At 65.9% G+C, this 14,837-nt stretch carries 15 protein-coding genes and 1 pseudogene; 14 read left to right on the top strand and 2 right to left on the bottom strand.

The window, feature by feature from the left end; translation table 11 throughout:
- Positions 1-18 precede the first annotated feature (18 nt).
- From ABZ552_RS09655 to ABZ552_RS09635, 5 genes and pseudogenes are all read left to right on the top strand, one after another.
- Positions 19-342 (top strand): WXG100 family type VII secretion target, encoded by a 324-nt coding sequence (locus tag ABZ552_RS09655; RefSeq protein WP_281917476.1) that lies wholly within the window; start codon positions 19-21, stop codon positions 340-342.
- 8 nt (positions 343-350) lie between these two features.
- Positions 351-653, top strand: a complete 303-nt coding sequence (locus tag ABZ552_RS09650) for a WXG100 family type VII secretion target (protein WP_281917475.1) — start codon at positions 351-353, stop codon at positions 651-653.
- Positions 654-661: 8 nt separating this feature from the next.
- Positions 662-2,128: an ADP-ribosyltransferase gene (locus tag ABZ552_RS09645; protein ID WP_281917474.1), complete on the top strand. Its 1,467-nt coding sequence runs from the start codon at positions 662-664 to the stop codon at positions 2,126-2,128.
- Between the two features lie 9 nt (positions 2,129-2,137).
- The gene (locus ABZ552_RS09640; RefSeq protein WP_281917473.1) at positions 2,138-2,341 is read left to right on the top strand and encodes a hypothetical protein; all 204 of its coding nucleotides are present in this window, start codon (positions 2,138-2,140) and stop codon (positions 2,339-2,341) included.
- 181 nt (positions 2,342-2,522) lie between these two features.
- Positions 2,523-2,816, top strand: a pseudogene (locus tag ABZ552_RS09635) (class II aldolase/adducin family protein); the annotation flags it as partial.
- Here the strand turns inward: ABZ552_RS09635 and ABZ552_RS09630 are convergent.
- The gene (locus ABZ552_RS09630) at positions 2,813-3,148 is read right to left on the bottom strand and encodes a hypothetical protein (protein ID WP_357436405.1); all 336 of its coding nucleotides are present in this window, start codon (positions 3,146-3,148) and stop codon (positions 2,813-2,815) included. The pseudogene ABZ552_RS09635 and the gene ABZ552_RS09630 sit on opposite strands and share 4 nt — an antisense overlap.
- Positions 3,149-3,692: 544 nt before the next feature.
- Here ABZ552_RS09630 and ABZ552_RS09625 point away from each other — a divergent pair.
- The 4 genes from ABZ552_RS09625 to narI are packed head-to-tail and all read left to right on the top strand — an operon-like array spanning position 3,693 to position 10,597.
- Positions 3,693-7,403, top strand: coding sequence for a nitrate reductase subunit alpha (locus ABZ552_RS09625; protein WP_357436403.1), 3,711 nt, complete (start codon positions 3,693-3,695; stop codon positions 7,401-7,403).
- A gap of 10 nt (positions 7,404-7,413) precedes the next feature.
- On the top strand, positions 7,414-9,165 hold the full coding sequence (gene narH / locus ABZ552_RS09620; RefSeq protein ID WP_281880790.1) for a nitrate reductase subunit beta: 1,752 nt from the start codon (positions 7,414-7,416) through the stop codon (positions 9,163-9,165).
- On the top strand, positions 9,162-9,842 hold the full coding sequence (gene narJ / locus ABZ552_RS09615) for a nitrate reductase molybdenum cofactor assembly chaperone (RefSeq protein ID WP_281877981.1): 681 nt from the start codon (positions 9,162-9,164) through the stop codon (positions 9,840-9,842). Before narH ends, narJ begins: the two co-directional genes overlap by 4 nt.
- On the top strand, positions 9,839-10,597 hold the full coding sequence (gene narI / locus ABZ552_RS09610) for a respiratory nitrate reductase subunit gamma (protein ID WP_281877980.1): 759 nt from the start codon (positions 9,839-9,841) through the stop codon (positions 10,595-10,597). Before narJ ends, narI begins: the two co-directional genes overlap by 4 nt.
- Positions 10,598-10,672: 75 nt before the next feature.
- On the opposite strand, the gene ABZ552_RS09605 is transcribed toward narI, so the two are convergent.
- On the bottom strand, positions 10,673-11,128 hold the full coding sequence (locus tag ABZ552_RS09605) for a VOC family protein (RefSeq protein ID WP_281877979.1): 456 nt from the start codon (positions 11,126-11,128) through the stop codon (positions 10,673-10,675).
- A 320-nt stretch (positions 11,129-11,448) separates the two neighbouring features.
- Here ABZ552_RS09605 and ABZ552_RS09600 point away from each other — a divergent pair, with 320 nt between their 5' ends.
- From ABZ552_RS09600 to ABZ552_RS09580, 5 genes are read left to right on the top strand one after another with little or no spacing between them, the layout of a single operon-like run.
- On the top strand, positions 11,449-12,225 hold the full coding sequence (locus ABZ552_RS09600) for a hypothetical protein (RefSeq protein ID WP_281917468.1): 777 nt from the start codon (positions 11,449-11,451) through the stop codon (positions 12,223-12,225).
- A gap of 6 nt (positions 12,226-12,231) precedes the next feature.
- Positions 12,232-13,413: an SRPBCC family protein gene (locus ABZ552_RS09595; RefSeq protein WP_281877976.1), complete on the top strand. Its 1,182-nt coding sequence runs from the start codon at positions 12,232-12,234 to the stop codon at positions 13,411-13,413.
- Positions 13,410-13,817, top strand: a complete 408-nt coding sequence (gvpJ, locus tag ABZ552_RS09590; RefSeq protein WP_281917467.1) for a gas vesicle protein GvpJ — start codon at positions 13,410-13,412, stop codon at positions 13,815-13,817. The genes ABZ552_RS09595 and gvpJ overlap by 4 nt, the downstream gene beginning before the upstream one ends.
- Positions 13,817-14,578, top strand: coding sequence for a GvpL/GvpF family gas vesicle protein (locus ABZ552_RS09585; protein ID WP_281877973.1), 762 nt, complete (start codon positions 13,817-13,819; stop codon positions 14,576-14,578). Before gvpJ ends, ABZ552_RS09585 begins: the two co-directional genes overlap by 1 nt.
- 4 nt (positions 14,579-14,582) lie before the next feature.
- A complete protein-coding gene (locus tag ABZ552_RS09580; RefSeq protein WP_281917466.1) occupies positions 14,583-14,816 on the top strand; it encodes a gas vesicle protein GvpG in 234 nt (77 codons plus the stop codon).
- Positions 14,817-14,837 lie beyond the last annotated feature (21 nt).

The raw sequence follows: 14,837 nt of genomic DNA, 5'->3' as shown, positions 1-14,837 counted from the left end.
CGAACGAAGGGGGCGTTGTTGTCGGAGTCTGACAGTGCGGCAACGGATTTCGCGGTCGTACCCGCTGAAGTGACAGATGTCGGCCGGTTCGTACAACTCACCGCTGAGTCGTTGGTCAACGGCCTACGGTCGCTGGATACCGACGTCAACGGTTTGCTCGAATCGTGGAAAGGTACATCCGCAGACGTATTCAGGGCTGGCTGGGACGAGACCAAGCACGGCGCGGACACGGTGTTGGGCGCGCTGTCGAAGATGGCCGAACTGCTCGGGGTGACCAGCCAGGTGCTCGAGGAGCAGGACAAAGCACGAGCAAGGACGACAAGTTCGCTCGATTTGCCATAGGGGGCGACATGGACAACACACAGCCTTTCCAAGTCAAGCTGGCCGAGCTTGAACAGATCAAGTCCCGACTGGATGCGTTCGTCGGTTTTCTTTCCGACAGCATTTCTGGTTTGCAGCAGCGGATCGATCATGTACAGCAGAACTGGAACGGCGCGGCGGCCGAGGCACAGGCTGACGCATTCCGTCAGTGGATGACCGGGGCAACTGATGTTTCCGAGGGCATCACGGCGATGAAGCAGGCTGCCGCGGATGCCCACGATAGATATAGTTCCGCTGCGGCCACGAATCTTCGCATGCTCGGCCGCGGATAGGTGTCGGTGTGACCGAATTCAATGTCGATCCACTGATCTATGTCACAACTGCGAGCAACCTCAATACCTATGCTGTGGATTTCCACAAAGCATTCTCAAACGCGATGGGACAGCTGTCCGATAGCAGAGAGATGGGTGGCACTGTCGGAGCGTGTAAGGAGTGGGCGAGCTCCTATGACGCCACCGCCATAGACGCGTACGTCTTGTCGAGCAATCTGGTCCAGGCGATCGACAACTACGCCGATATCTTGCAGGAGGCTGGTTACAACTATGCCCTCGCCGACTATCAGAAAGGCACTGGCCGCCCGGAGCCAGGGAAACCGACACCGCTCCCGTTTGCGTGGAGCACCTGCCCGCAACCGCCGCCTTCGGCGGGAGGCCCCGGCAATGGACTGGTCGACGATGGATTCGAGCTCGCCAGCAAGGCGGGGGTGCCGATTCCCGACGGCGACCCTGACAAGCTTCTTACTGCCGCTGACGTATGGGACACGTTGGCGAAGAGTGGTGCCGTAGCCGGGTTGGCAGCCAAGCTCGAAGGGGCCGCGAAGAGCTTCGAGGCGGTGACCGCACCAGAGGCGTCGTTCATCGATGAAGACATTCGCGAGATGAAGGCGGCCGCAGAGGATGTCGCCTCCATTTTCTCTGACATTGCCCAGTCCTGTCGTGATCAGAAGGCCGCCATTGACGAGATGCGTGCCAAGTTGGTCTCGCTGCTGGAAGATCTCGCCGAGGACATAGCGACCGAAGTTGCGGTCACCCTGGTCTGCTCTGCGGTCGCGGGGGCGCTATCCGCAGGGTTCGGTGCAGCCGCAGTGGCTGCGCTCCGTGCGGGCAAGATCGCGGAAAAGGTCATGAAGTATGCGGGCAAGATCAAGGACATCATCGACGCCGCCAAGCTTGCAGTCAAGGTCAAGACCAATAAGGTGATCTCGACCATTCGCGAGAAGCTGGACCGCATCATAAATCTCGTCAAGGGGCGTGCAGATGATGCCGCCCGCAGGGTTCCTAAGAAAGTGACGCTTACGCAGAAGGACCTAGACGCGCTCGCCGACTACACTGGACCCGGTTACGCAGATCTCAATAGGGCGCTGAGGGAGGGAACCATGGACGCATCGCAGAAGGCTCGGATCGATGCAATCAACGAAGCACTCGCCAAGCTCCCCGACCACAACGGCGTGGTTTACCGAGGTACCACGCTTCCACAGAGCGTTATCGACGATTACAAGGTTGGCGAGGTTGTAACCGAGAAAGCATTTACCAGCACTTCATCGTCGGCTTCAACGGCATTTCCCGGTAATGTCGAGTTCACGATCGTGTCGAAGACCGGCAAAGATGTCGCGCCCTATTCCACTGTTGAGGCCATGGGGGTCAAGGAGAATGAAATCCTCTTCAGGAGTGGAACGAATTTTGAGATCTTGACAAAAACTGTTGATCCCGTGACCGGAAAAACCTTGATTCAGATGATCGAAAGATAGGAACGTGTAATGAGTAAGGAAATTGCCGGAAAAGTCTTCTCGACGCGAGAAGATCTGGGTTTATCCCCGCTCAGCGACGAGGAACGTGAACAAGCGCTGAGAATGCTGGCCGAGGCTAAAGCTCAGCGCGATGCCATTCCCACCGAGGAGAGGACCATGGCGTCACCGAAATTCTATGACGATGCCGCTGGCACTGAATTCGAAGGACAGTAACCGCGAATCTGTGAAGGTGGCCCTGATCAGAACGCGCACACCTATCGTCAAGGTGGAGCAACCACTTCTTTGGACGCAAAGCGCCCAAAAGCGGTTCTGCAAAGAACCCATGTCTACGGCTCCTCTTCGACGCCCCCCATGGTAGGAGTCGAGCCACTGCGAGCCGTCAGGTGAGTTCAGCGCGCGCGATATGGTCATCGTGCGCGTGGCGGACTCCACGCCCGTCGCCGACCACGGGCGCAGACCTTCCGCGGAAACGACGATCCACACCGCCGTCTACCGGACCCGCCCGGCCCAGGCGGTCGTGCACATCCATCCGCCGTTCGCGACGGCACTGGCCACCCGCTCGGCGGTCCCCGGCGCACTCGGCATGCTGCGGATCACCGACTACGAGCTGATCAAAGGACTCGGCGGCGACGATCCGGCCGTAGCCGAGATCCCGGCTGGATATCAAGCTTCGCTTTCTCTGCGCTAGGCGATGCAATCCACAGTGATCACCCCAGGAGAGACGACCTCGATTACGAGCACGGTGTCGGGAGCGATCGGCTTCGCCGGCCACTTGCCGCCGGCATCCTCGATACAGCGATCCACGATGGCGTAGGCACGTCGAAAGCTGAACGGCACTTCGGAGACCAGCATGTCCAGCTCGCCACTGGCACGCAGGCACGGCTCATGCTGCGGGCGAGCTCGGACCGCGTCCACGTAGTGCTCGCTGAAGATGGGTTGGTCGGGATGTGGTTGGAGTAGGCGATTCGGCGCAAGCATGCCGTCTCCGACCTCGATCGCCCGGGCGAGGTCCACAGGCATCGCGAGGTACATCCCATGTCGATGACCGGATGGCGGTACGCATCCACGACCAGTCGGATGCCTCACTCGCGCTGGTCAGGGTGAGTGTCCACCGCGACACTCCATCGACGGACGACCCCCGCCAGGGGCACACCGGAATTGATGCGACGTCGGGCGAAATTCCAGCGAATTGTGATTACGCTTACAATGCATTGCCAGGAAACCGCGAGCGAAACTCGCCGGGACGGATAAAACACACTCCGCCGACGACCGATCCGATGTGTTAACAAATGTAAAGCACTGGAGAACCAGCGGTTTCCAAAGCATCACCGACGCACCCGTGAGCCGACCCCTCGGATCCGGATCAGACCAGTTCAGAGCGTTTTTCCTCTGGTCGACGCACCGGATGCCACGCGGAAACCGCGCGTTACCGTGACCGTGACGTTGCGCCGATCTCACAACTCACCACACCCCCGAATGGGCTGTGAGAAAGAGGTTTGGCCAGCCGTGCACGCCTCTTTACAGTCGGAACATCAACCCGATCGCACAGCTCGAAGGGGACGTCGTGGTTAATTCGCGTACCCAGGGTCACGTACCCTCCGCTCCGGCCACCGACGCCGGAGACGCGCTCCTGCGGCTGGGGAAATATTTCCACCGGGGCGAAGTGTCGTCCGATCACCGGACGCTGCACAAGGTCGGCGGGCGCAGCGCCGACGAGTTCTACCGCGACCGCTGGTCGCACGACAAGGTGGTGCGCTCCACGCACGGCGTGAACTGCACCGGGTCGTGCTCGTGGAAGATTTACGTGAAAGACGGTGTGATCACCTGGGAGTCGCAGCAGACCGACTACCCGTCGGTGGGCGCCGACAAGCCGGAGTACGAGCCGCGCGGCTGTCCCCGCGGCGCGTCGTTCTCCTGGTACACCTACTCGCCCGCCCGGGTGCGCTATCCCTACGTGCGCGGCACGTTGCTCGAGCTGTACCGGGAGGCCAAGTCCCGGCTCAAGGATCCGGTGCTGGCCTGGGCCGATGTCGTCGAGGACCCGGAGAAGGCGCGCAGCTACAAGGCCGCCCGCGGCAAGGGCGGATTCGTGCGCGCCGAGTGGTGGGAGGCGGCCGAGATCGCCGCCGCGGCACACGTCTACACGATCAAGCAGTACGGCCCGGACCGGGTGGCGGGGTTCTCGCCGATCCCGGCCATGTCCATGGTCAGCCACGCCGTGGGCGCGCGGTTCATCTCGCTGCTCGGCGGTTCCATGCTGTCGTTCTACGACTGGTACGCCGACCTGCCGGTGGCCTCGCCGCAGGTGTTCGGCGACCAGACCGACGTGCCGGAGTCCGCGGACTGGTTCGACGCCGGGTACCTCATCATGTGGGGCTCGAACGTGCCGGTCACCCGGACGCCGGACGCGCACTACATGACCGAGGCCCGCTACCGGGGCCAGAAGGTCGTCGTGGTCTCCCCCGACTACGCCGACAACACCAAGTTCGCCGACGAGTGGGTGCCCGCCCGTCCAGGCACCGACGCGGCCCTGGCCATGGCGATGGGCCACGTCGTGCTGAAGGAGTTCTTCGTCGAGAAGACCACGCCGCGCTTCCTCGACTACATCAAACGCTTCACCGATCTGCCGTTCCTGATCACGCTGGACGAGCACGACGGGGCCTACGTCCCCGGGAAGTTCCTCACCGCCGCCGACCTCGGCCGAACCGGTGAGGGCGTGGAGTTCCAGACGGTCCTGCTGGACGCGCAGGCACAGCCGGTGGTGCCCAACGGGTCGCTCGGCCATCGGTTCGGTGAAGCGGGAACCGGGCGCTGGAACCTCGATCTCGGGGACGTCGATCCCCTCCTGAGTCTGTACGGCCGCACCGACGACGCTGCGGCCGTACGGATTCCCCGCTTCGACAGCGACACCCCCGGCGTGCTCACCCGCGGCGTGCCGACCACGACCGTCGCGGGCAGGCGCGTCACCACGGTCTTCGATCTGCTGCTGGCGCAGTACGGCGTCGGCCGCGACGGCCTGCCCGGCACATGGCCCAGCGGCTACGACGACGCGGCGGAGCCGTACACCCCGGCCTGGCAGGAGGCCATCACCGGCGTGCCCGCCGTGCAGGCCCAGCGCATCGCGCGGGAGTTCGCCGACAACGCCGACCGTTCCGGCGGCCGCTCGATGATCCTCATGGGCGCCGGGACCAATCACTGGTTCCACTCCGATCAGATCTACCGCGCGTTCTTCACCTTAACCCTGCTGACCGGCTGCCAGGGCGTCAACGGCGGCGGCTGGGCGCACTACGTCGGACAGGAGAAGTGCCGTCCGGTCACCGGCTGGTCCACCCTGGCCTTCGGCCTGGACTGGCAGCGGCCGCCGCGGCAGATGCAGGGCACGGTGTTCTGGTACCTGACCAACGATCAGTGGCGGTACGACCCGTTCACCGCGGAGTCGTTCGCCTCGCCGCTCGGCGCGGGCAAGTTCGCCGGCCGCACGGCCGCCGACAACATCGCGCTGGCCAGCCGCCTGGGCTGGATGCCGAGCTACCCCACCTTCGACCGCAATCCGCTCGACCTGGTGGACGAGGCCGAGGCCGCGGGCAAGACCGCGCCCGAGCACGTGGTGGACGGGCTGAAGTCCGGCGATCTGAAGTTCGCCTGCGAGGACCCGGACGCGCCGGAGAACTTCCCGCGCTGCCTGACCGTGTGGCGGGCGAACCTGCTCGGCTCCTCGGGCAAGGGCAACGAGTACTTCCAGCGCCACCTGCTCGGCGCCGACTCCAACCTGCAGACCACCGACGCCACCGGGGTGCGGCCGCAGGAGCTGAACTGGCGCGAGACCGCGGCCACCGGCAAGCTGGATCTGCTGCTGTCGCTGGACTTCCGGATGACCAGCACCACGCTGTTCTCCGATATCGTGCTGCCCGCCGCCACCTGGTACGAGAAGCACGACCTGTCCTCCACCGACATGCACCCGTTCGTGCACGCCTTCTCCCCGGCCATCTCGCCGCCGTGGGAGGCCAAGACCGACTTCGACGCGTTCCACCGGATCGCGCGCGGCTTCTCCTGGATGGCCGAGAAGCACCTGGGCAAGCGCAAGGACATCGTGGCCGTGCCGTTGCAGCACGACTCGCCGGACGCGACGGCGCAGGCGGGCGGGCGCGTGCTGGACTGGAAAGTCGGTGAGTGCGAACCGATTCCGGGCAAGACCATGCCGAAGCTGGTGGTCGTCGAACGCGACTACCCGAAGCTGGCGGAGAAGATGGCCGCGCTCGGGCCGCTGGTCGACACGCTCGGCGTCACCACCAAGGGCGTCACCACCTACCCCGACCAGGAGGTCGCATACCTCGCCGGGGTGAACGGCACGGTGGTGTCGGGCGTGGCGCAGGGCCGCCCGTCGCTGGCCAAGGACACACACGCGGCCGAGGCGATCCTCGCCCTGTCGGGCACCACGAACGGCCGCCTGGCGGTGGAGGGCTTCCACGCCCTCGAGCGCCGCACCGGCACCCAGCTGGCCGACCTGGCCGCCGAGCACGAGGGCAAACGGATCACCTTCGCCGACACCCAGGCCCGTCCGGTGCCGGTGATCACCTCGCCGGAGTGGTCGGGCAGCGAGACCGGCGGCCGCAGGTACTCGCCGTTCACCATCAACACCGAGCGGCTCAAGCCATGGCACACGCTGACCGGGCGGCAGCACTTCTACCTCGATCACGACTGGATGATCGAGCTCGGTGAGCAGCTGCCGATCTTCCGTCCGCCGCTGGACATGACCGCGCTGTTCCGTGAGCCCACGATCGGCGAGGTCGGCGACAAGGGCGTCACCGTGCGGTACCTGACCCCGCACTCGAAGTGGTCGATCCACTCCGCCTACCAGGACAACCTGCACATGCTGACGCTCTCGCGCGGCGGGCAGACGATCTGGATGTCCGATCGCGACGCGGCGAAGATCGGGGTGGCCGACAACGACTGGATCGAGGCGATCAACCGCAACGGCATCGTGGTGGCGCGCGCCATCGTCAGCCACCGGATGCCGGAGGGCACGGTCTTCATGTACCACGCCCAGGACCGCGCGGTCGACGTGCCGCGCATCGAGGGTCTCGGCGAGGACACCAAAGGCCGGGGCAAGCGCGGCGGCATCCACAACGCGCTCACCCGCATCATGATCAAGCCCTCGCATCTCATCGGCGGCTACGCGCAGCAGTCCTTCGCGCTGAACTACCACGGCCCCACCGGAAACCAGCGCGACGAAGTCACGACGATCCGCAAACGGTCGCAGGAAGTGGAGTACTGACATGCGCGTCATGGCACAGCTGGCCATGGTGATGAACCTGGACAAGTGCATCGGCTGCCACACCTGCTCGGTCACCTGCAAGCAGGCGTGGACCAACCGCGGCGGCACCGAATACGTCTGGTTCAACAACGTGGAAACCCGTCCGGGACAGGGCTATCCGCGCCAGTACCAGGATCAGGAGAAGTGGAAGGGCGGCTGGACGCTGAACAAGCGCGGCAAGCTCACCCTCGAGTCCGGGTCCCGGTTGAAGCGGCTGCTGAACATCTTCGCGAATCCGGATCTGCCCACGGTCGAGGACTACTACGAGCCGTGGAGCTACGACTACGACAACCTGCTGTCCTCACCGCCGGTCGACACGACGCCGGTCGCACGGCCCAAATCGCTGATCACCGGCGAGGACACGAAGGTCACCTGGGGCGCCAACTGGGACGACGACCTGGGTTCGGGTCCGGAGCAGGTCGGCAAGGACCCGCTGCTGGCGAAGCTGTCCGATCAGGTGAAACTGGAGTTCGAAGAGACCTTCATGTTCTACCTGCCGCGCATCTGCGAGCACTGCCTCAATCCGTCGTGCGCTGCTTCCTGCCCCTCCGGCGCGATCTACAAGCGCGCCGAGGACGGCATCGTGCTGGTGGACCAGGACAAGTGCCGCGGCTGGCGGCAGTGCGTATCGGGCTGCCCGTACAAGAAGATCTACTTCAACCACAAGACGGGCAAAGCGGAGAAGTGCACCTTCTGCTACCCGCGCGTGGAGGTCGGCATCCCGACGGTGTGCTCGGAAACCTGCGTAGGGCGGCTGCGCTACATCGGCGTCATGCTCTACGACGCCGACGCCGTGCTGGAGGCCGCGTCGGTCACCGAGGACAAGGATCTCTACCCGTCCCAGCTCGGTGTGTTCCTCAACCCGCACGACCCCCGGGTGGTCGCGGAGGCGGAGCGTGCCGGGATCTCGCCGGAATGGATTCAGGCAGCTCAGGATTCGCCGGTCTACAAGCTGATCGTCGACTATCAGATCGCGCTTCCGTTGCATCCGGAGTACCGCACCATGCCGATGGTCTGGTACGTACCGCCGCTGTCGCCGGTGGTGGATGTGCTCACCGAGACCGGCCACGACGGCGAGAACGTGTCCAACCTGTTCGGCGCCATCGACGCGCTGCGCATTCCGGTGGAGTACCTGGCCGAGCTGTTCACCGCGGGCGATGTGGGGCCGGTGCGCGCGGCGTTGCAGCGTCTGGCGGCGATGCGCTCGTTCATGCGGTCGGTGAACCTCGGTGAGGAGCCCGATCCCACGATCGCGCCGTCGGTGCGGCTGGAGCCGGAGGAGATCGAGGCGATGTACCGGCTGCTGGCCATCGCCAAATACGAGCACCGCTACGTCATCCCGACCGGCGCGGGAGCCCGTGCGCACGAACTGGACTCGCTGGCCACCGGATGCAGCCTGGACACCGACGGCGGACCGGGTATGACGGCGTTCGACCAGATGGTGGAGAAGTTCCACCTCACCGACAGCAATGGGGCAGCGCCGCAGGAGAAGTCGTCTCGCATCAATCTGCTGAACTGGGACGGCAAGAGCACCCAGGGCTTGGTGCCTGCCGGTGCCGCGGCGAACGGCAACGGCAAGAGCGCTACCAACGGCCATGCGAACGGCACGGCCGACGGGCACGAGAACAGCGGCGCGAACGGGCGTACGAACGGTACGGCCGACGGCAACGGCAACGCGGCCGTGACCGAAGACCCGGCCGCTCGGACCGGAGCAGGGCGATGAGCCTGCTGAAACTGCGCCGCCGCCCGGAACCGGCGGTGGAGCTCGCACAACGCGACCGCCAATTGGTCTGGCGGATCGCCGCGCTGCTGCTGGACTACCCGACCGAGCAGACGCTGGCCATGATCGACCAATTGACCACGGCCGCGGCCGTGTTGCCGGATGAGGTGCGCGCCCACCTGAGCGGATGTCTCGATCACCTGCGGACGACCCCGCCGCTGGAGCTCGCCGCGGACTACGTCGCGACCTTCGACATGCGCCGCCGCGCCAGCCTGCACCTGACCTTCTACGCCTACGGCGACACTCGCAAGCGCGGGATGGCGTTGCTGCGGTTCAAGCACGCCTACCGGCACGCCGGCGTCGAACTAGGCGACGAGGAACTGCCCGACCATCTGCCGGTGCTGCTGGAGTTCGCCGCCACCGTGGATCCGATCGGCGGCGAACGGCTACTCGGGGAGCATGTGCCGGTGCTGGAACTGCTGCGTCTTTCCTTGTCGGACAACGGCTCGCCCTACGCCGGAGTGCTCGCGGCGGTCGGGGCGACCCTGCCGCCGCCGACCACCGCGGACCGCAGGCGCATCGCCGAACTCGCCGCGCAGGGCCCGCCCGAGGAGGAAGTCGGGCTGGAACCCTTCGCGATGGACCCCTCCCTGTTCGACGGATCGGAAGGCCGACGATGAACGCAACGCCGCATCTGCCCACCTCGCTGTGGCTGATCCTGCCGTACGTCGCGTTCACGTCCTTCGTGCTCGGGCACCTGTGGCGCTACCGCAACGACCAGTTCGGCTGGACGACCCGTTCCTCGCAGATCTACGAGAGCCGTCTGCTGCGGCTGGGCAGCCCGCTGTTCCACTTCGGCATGCTGGGGGTGTTCGGCGGTCACGTGCTCGGCGTCCTGATCCCGGAGTCGTGGACCTCCGCGGTCGGCATCTCCGAGCACGTCTACCACGTGATCGCCGTTTCGGCCGGGTCGGTGGCCGGCCTCGCCGTGCTGGCCGGCGTCGGCATCCTGCTCTACCGTCGTTTCACCGTCCCCGCCGTCCGCAAGGCGACGACCGGCAACGACAAGCTGATGTACGTGCTGCTGGCCGCCGCGCTGGTCACCGGCCTGCTCAACACCTGGGGCAGCAACCTGCTGTGGGGCACCTACAACTACCGCGAGACGGTCTCGCCGTGGTTCCGCAGTCTGTTCACCCTCGCGCCCCGGCCCGAGCTCATGGTGGATACCCCGTGGACGTTCCAACTGCACGGGCTGGTCGTGCTCGCGTTGATCGGCCTGTGGCCCTACACCCGGCTGGTGCACATGTTCAGCGCCCCGATCGGCTATCTGGTGCGGCCGTACGTGGTCTACCGCAGCAAGGAGTACAACGCTGCCGACAAACGCCGTTACGCCCGTGCGTGGGACGCGCCCGTGACACCCGAACGCTGGCGCTGACGACGCCGTCGCGCGAGAGCTCGCCCGGACAACGGCGTCCGAGCGGGCTCTTCGGCGCTCACGGTGCCGGACCGATCAGGCGTTGTCGTAGGCGTCCTGGAGAACCGCGAGATCGAGCTTCGACATCGACCGCAAAGCGGTGCCGACGGCGATGGTCTTGGCGGGATCGTCACCGCTCATCAGTTTCGGCAGCGCCGAAGGCACCACCTGCCAGGACAAGCCGTAACGGTCTTTCAGCCAGCCGCACGGCCCGGGCTCGCCGCCGTTCGCGGTGAGGGCCTCCCACAGGCGGTCGACCTCGTCCTGACCGTCCACGATCACCTGCAGCGACGCGGCATCGGTGAGCGGATGGTCCGGGCCGCCGTTCATCAGCGTGACCGCATGACCGTCCAAGTCCAGGGCCACGATGAACGCCGAGCCGTCGGAGTTGCGGGAGACCTCGACCACTCGCGAGTTCGGGATCACCGAGGCGTAGAACGCGGCGGCTTCCTCGGCGGCGTTGTCGAACCAGAAGAAGGTGTTGACGGACATGATGTGCTCCTCTGCTGTGGTGTGACCTGCTGTCACCTACTGGTCGGAGCCGGCGGTTCGTCTTCGACGTAGTTGGCGAAGTTTCCCGAGATTTTTTTCCCGCTGCGCCGACTCCTACGGGCCAGGTGATCGCTGGGAGCGTTCCGACCGCCCGGTCTTTCAGGTCTTCTCGCAGGCAGAACCCATCGACCCATTCGTTAACCAGGAATACGCTGATGTTTGGCCACTGCGATGTGGTCTACCCCACTTCTGAGGACGTCAAGTCTCGGCGCCCCGGCTCCGCCGGTGGGGTTGCCGTCGAGGCGAGCAAGGAGTGAGCAATGAAAGGTGGAGGAAGAATTGCGTTAGGGGTGGGCATCGGATACTTCCTGGGCCGCACGCGCAAGATGCGCTTCGCGATGTCGCTGGCGGGCGCCGCGATGGCCAGGCGATCCGCCGGAGCGCCCGGTGGCCTGCTGGAGCGCGGGACGGAGCTGCTCAGATCGACACCGGAGTTGACCCGGATCACCGACACCGTGCGCGACGAGCTGGTCGGCGCGGTGCGCTCGGCCGCGGTCACCGCGGCCAGCAACCGCATCGACGCGCTCAGCGACCGGTTGCAGCAGGGTGCGACGGCCTTGACCGACCAGGGCCGGCGGGGCGCGCGGGCGACGGATTCGGATGAGGACGAGTACGAAGACGAGTCCTCCGAGTACGACGAGGAGGCGCCGGAGGACGAGGACGAGGATCAAGCGCCCGAGGACGAGTACGAAGACGAGGACCAGGCGCCCGAGGACGAAGCCGAAGACGAGGACCAAGGGCCCGAGGACGAAGCCGAGGAGCGAACGCCCGACAACGAGCTCGAAGACGAGTACGAGGACGAAGATCAGATGCCCGACGACGAGGAAGACGCCGACCAGGGTGCGGCGGAGGACGACACCGAGCGTCCCGCCGCGCGGACGCGCACTCGCCGGTCGAGCACGGCTGCCAGGCGCGCGGCGAGCTCGCGTGCGGCGGACCGTTCGTCCGACTCCGCGGATCGCAAGCCGTCCGGGACCGGTGGCCGCCGTAGTCGCGCCGAGGCCGGTCAAGCGCCGGTGCGTCGGACGAGGAGGTGACCGGCGATGGCGAAGATATTGCGCGACGCGACCGCAGGAGTCGGCAAGGTGGCCGCCGATACAGCGGGCCGGGCCACCAAAGCCGCGACGGGGGCGGGATCCTCCGCCAGAAAGGCCGGATCGTCCGCCACGAAGGCGGGATCGTCCGCCAAGAAGAAGGCGCCACCGCCCACGCCGACCGGCATCTTGCAGCAGTCGGTGCAGACCCTCACGGGAGCGCTCGCCGAACGCGCGGTGGCCGGGTTGACCAACCAGGTGTCGAAGACCGCGGACCGGTTGAACGACTACGCCGCTGGTAATCGCGGGAATCTGCTGTCGGCGCTGACCGGCGTGGAGAAGCTCGCCGGTGGCGCGTCGCCGTTCAGCGCGGCCATGAGCATGGGCAAGACCAAGATCGGCGCCACACTGCGCGACCAGTTCGAGACGGTGAAGGAATCGCTCACCGGCGGCAAGGGCAAGGGCGGCGGCAAGAAGATCAAGCTGACCAATATCGTCGAGCACGTCGACGTGGGCGTTCCGGTCGACCTGGCTTACGACCAGTGGACCCAGTTCGCGGATTTCCCGAAGTTCACCAAGAAGCTCGAGCAGGTCGAACAGGTCGCCGACGAAAAACTCAGCTGGACCGGCAAAGTGTTCTGGTCCCGGCGCACCTGGGAGTCCACGATTCTCGAGCAGGTCCCGTTCGAGCGGATCGTCTGGCGTTCCAAAGGCCACAAGGGCTACATCGACGGCGCGGTGACCTTCCACGAACTCTCACCGGGCTACACCCGCATTCTCGTTGTGCTGGAGTACCACCCGAAGGGCTTCTTCGAGAAGACCGCCAATATGTGGCGCGCGGCCGGTCGGCGCTGCCGCCTGGAACTGAAGCACTTCCAGCGGCACGTCATGACCGAGGCCGTGTTGCATCCCGACGACATCGTCGGCTGGCACGGCGAAATCCACGACAGCAAGGTCGTCAAGGACGACGAGACCGCTCGTCGCGAAGAAGAGGAGAACAGCGAAGAAGACCACGCGGACGCAGAGGAACGAGAGCCGGACGACCAGGAGCCGGACGAGGAAGAAGACGAAACCGACGAGCAAGAGACGGACGAGCGAGACGAGGATCGACGTCCTCGCCGGCGACCGGCCGCCCGCCGCCGTCGCACGGCGACCCGCCGGTCGCCTGAGAAGCGAGGAGCACACGCATGACCATCGAACCCGCAGGAGGCGGCGGCGGTGGCGGAGCGGGCACGATGGCGCGCCCGAATTCCTCCAGCCTGGCCGACGTGATCGACACGATTCTGGACAAAGGCCTGGTCATCGACGCGTTCGCGCGCGTGTCACTGGTCGGCATCGAACTGGTGACCATCGACGCCCGCGTCGTGGTGGCCAGTGTGGACACCTATTTGCGTTTCGCCGAGGCCGTCAACCGGCTGGAGATCTCCACCCAGCCGAAGGGGCTGACCGACCTCGTCGGCGAGGGCACCCAGGGCTTGGCGAAGCACAAGACGCAAGGCGCGCTGGAGGCGGCGGGCGAGAAGGTCGTGGACTTTCTCGGCGACGTGCAGGACAAGCGCCAGACGGCGAACAGGCCCAAACGTAGGGAGGGCTGATGACCACCGGTCAAGCCGCCGTATATGTGTACGGCATTGTGCCCGCCGACGTGGAGCCCGAGCCGCACGCCAGCGGTGTCGGCGACCCTCCGGGTGAGGTGTCGGTGGTGCGGCACGGCGAGATCGCCGCGCTGGTCAGCACGCTCGCGTCGGATCGGCCGCTGGGTACGCCCGACGACCTCACCGCCCACGCGGAGTTGCTGGACGGGTCCGCCGCCGTCGCCCCGGTGCTGCCGCTGCGGTTCGGCGCGGTCATGACCGACGCGGAGGCGGTGGAGAACGAATTGCTCGGGGCCAACGAAGACGAGTTCCGCTCCGCGCTGGAGCAACTCGAAGGCCGCGCGCAGTTCGTGATCAGGGGACGCTACGTCGAGGACGCCATCCTGCGCGAACTCCTCGACGAGAACGCCGAGGCCGCCCGGCTGCGCGACGCGATCCGCGACAAACCGGAGGACGCCACCCGCAACGAGCGGATCGCGCTGGGCGAGCTGATCAATCAGGCCATCGAGGCCAAACGAGCCGAGGACACCCGCCGGGTGGTCACCGAACTCGAAGCGTTGGACCCGCTCGTCAACCAGCGCGACCCCACCGACGAGGAGGACGCCGTCCACGTCGCGGTGCTGGTCGAGCTGGCTCGGCAGAACGAGCTGGAGGACACGTTGCGCCGGCTCGGCGAGGACTGGGACGGGCGCGTGGAGCTGAATCTGCTCGGTCCCATGGCGGCCTACGACTTCGTGACGAAGCGCGCACCCGAGGAGTAAGGGAATGTTCGGTGTCGTCACGTCGATCCTGACGTTGCCCGTCGCGCCGGTGCGCGGGGTGATCTGGTTGGGGGAATTGATCCAGGACCAGGTGGAGCAGAAGATGCGAGATCCCGCCCTCATGCGGCGGCAACTCGAGGAGATCGATGCGGCCGCGGCAGCCGGTCGCTTGTCGGAGGAGGAGCGGAAACAAGCGCAGCAGGCGATCCTGGATCGCATGACCGGTCGGCGGGCGTGACCGCGACCGACCGGAAGGAGT

Origin of the sequence: Nocardia sp. NPDC019219 (assembly GCF_040632645.1) — a bacterium.
Lineage (GTDB): Bacteria > Actinomycetota > Actinomycetes > Mycobacteriales > Mycobacteriaceae > Nocardia > Nocardia sputorum.
This window is presented reverse-complemented; position numbering and strand designations above follow the sequence as displayed.

What these genes read in the sequence shown, in the direction of transcription:
- ABZ552_RS09650 (WP_281917475.1), top strand. Translation starts at nt 351, where the DNA reads ATGGACAACACACAGCCTTTCCAAGTCAAGCTGGCCGAGCTTGAACAG.
- ABZ552_RS09640 (WP_281917473.1), top strand. Translation starts at nt 2,138, where the DNA reads ATGAGTAAGGAAATTGCCGGAAAAGTCTTCTCGACGCGAGAAGATCTG.
- ABZ552_RS09630 (WP_357436405.1), bottom strand. Translation starts at nt 3,148, where the DNA reads ATGCCTGTGGACCTCGCCCGGGCGATCGAGGTCGGAGACGGCATGCTT.
- narH (WP_281880790.1), top strand. Translation starts at nt 7,414, where the DNA reads ATGGCACAGCTGGCCATGGTGATGAACCTGGACAAGTGCATCGGCTGC.
- narJ (WP_281877981.1), top strand. Translation starts at nt 9,162, where the DNA reads ATGAGCCTGCTGAAACTGCGCCGCCGCCCGGAACCGGCGGTGGAGCTC.
- narI (WP_281877980.1), top strand. Translation starts at nt 9,839, where the DNA reads ATGAACGCAACGCCGCATCTGCCCACCTCGCTGTGGCTGATCCTGCCG.
- ABZ552_RS09605 (WP_281877979.1), bottom strand. Translation starts at nt 11,128, where the DNA reads ATGTCCGTCAACACCTTCTTCTGGTTCGACAACGCCGCCGAGGAAGCC.
- ABZ552_RS09600 (WP_281917468.1), top strand. Translation starts at nt 11,449, where the DNA reads ATGAAAGGTGGAGGAAGAATTGCGTTAGGGGTGGGCATCGGATACTTC.
- ABZ552_RS09595 (WP_281877976.1), top strand. Translation starts at nt 12,232, where the DNA reads ATGGCGAAGATATTGCGCGACGCGACCGCAGGAGTCGGCAAGGTGGCC.
- gvpJ (WP_281917467.1), top strand. Translation starts at nt 13,410, where the DNA reads ATGACCATCGAACCCGCAGGAGGCGGCGGCGGTGGCGGAGCGGGCACG.
- ABZ552_RS09585 (WP_281877973.1), top strand. Translation starts at nt 13,817, where the DNA reads ATGACCACCGGTCAAGCCGCCGTATATGTGTACGGCATTGTGCCCGCC.
- ABZ552_RS09580 (WP_281917466.1), top strand. Translation starts at nt 14,583, where the DNA reads ATGTTCGGTGTCGTCACGTCGATCCTGACGTTGCCCGTCGCGCCGGTG.